This window comes from Mesorhizobium sp. M7A.F.Ca.CA.002.15.2.1 (genome assembly GCF_003998715.1).
GTDB classification, from domain to species: Bacteria; Pseudomonadota; Alphaproteobacteria; order Rhizobiales; family Rhizobiaceae; genus Mesorhizobium; species Mesorhizobium ciceri.
Genome location: NZ_RZPI01001030.1, coordinates 1 through 1,195, shown reverse-complemented (window position 1 = coordinate 1,195; position 1,195 = coordinate 1). Strand labels below are relative to the sequence as shown.

Annotated in this window: 2 protein-coding genes; one reads left to right on the top strand and one right to left on the bottom strand. The window is 63.5% G+C overall.

The window, feature by feature from the left end; genetic code table 11:
- The coding region (locus ENZ74_RS32275) for a GMC oxidoreductase (protein WP_245471059.1) at window positions 1-678 on the top strand (678 nt) is incomplete at its 5' end.
- A 47-nt stretch (window positions 679-725) separates the two neighbouring features.
- On the opposite strand, the gene ENZ74_RS32270 is transcribed toward ENZ74_RS32275, so the two are convergent.
- Window positions 726-1,195: GGDEF domain-containing protein (locus ENZ74_RS32270; RefSeq protein WP_164761424.1), on the bottom strand; the 470-nt coding region annotated here is incomplete at its 5' end.

Sequence of the window (1,195 nt, the reverse complement as noted above, 5' to 3'; positions counted from 1 at the left end):
CTGCAGGATCATCTGCTGGCTCTTGGAAATGTCTACAGCACCAAAAAGCCGGTGCCGCCTTCCCGCCTGCAGCACTCCGAATCGCTGATGTATCTGCACAGCGACGACCCGATCCGCTCCATGGGAAGTCCCGATATCGTGCTCGCCTGCGTCGTCGCTCCGTCGGCGGCCGAGGGCCTGAATGCCCCGCTTTATGGCTCGGCCTTTACCATCCTTTGCGGCGTCACCCATCCGACAAGCCGCGGGCGCATCACACCGAGCGGGCCGGGCCGCAACGATGCGCCGGTCATCGATCCGCATTATCTCGAAACCGAACACGATCGCGCGACATTCAGGATGGCGTTGAAGCGGGCGCGCATGGTCGGCCATCATGAGGCCCTGGACGAATGGCGCGATACGGAGATCCTGCCAGGCGCACCGGTTCGGTCCGATGCCGAACTCGATGCTTTCATCGCCAGGGCTGCTTCCACCCATCATCATCCGGCCGGCACCTGCCGGATGGGTCTTGACACCGAGGCCGTCGTCGATCCTGACTTGCGGCTGAACGGCTTCGACAATGCCTTTGTCGTCGACGCCTCGGTGATGCCGGCGATCCCGAGCGGACCGATCAACGCGGCGATCGTCGCCATCGCCGAAACCTGGGCGGCGTCTTCTCGGGTTACCCCGCCGGCAGCGTGAGGGCGTCCGCGTCCGACAATTCCCCTGGCTCCGGTTCCCGGCGACTATCAGCTATGGAGATGCGTCAGCTCAAACGCGGCTCCGTCCTGGACGCCGGCCATGCGCTGCTCGGCGGACCGGAACATGTCCGCGAACTCCACCTGGTTCTCGAACACCACGCCGCCGACCTTGACCGTCAAGGCATCCTCGGTGCCTTTTGGCGCGAAATAGACTTGTGCGATGCGCGCCCTGATACGCTCGCCGATTTCCCTGGCTTCTGCTTCGGTCGCGCCGGCGAGGAAGACCCCGAACATCGACGTCCCCATGCGTCCAACCAGATCCTCCGCGCGCACTGACGATTGTATGGTTGAGGCTATGAGCCGCAAGGCTTGATCGCCCCATTCAAGACCAAAGCGCAGGTTGATGGACCGCAGATGCTCCGAATGGATGACCAGGAAGGCGCCGGATTTCGGCCCCGGCACCGACGGCCTTGCGGTTCTTTTTTCGACCATCGACGTGAAGACCGCTCCGTTCAGGC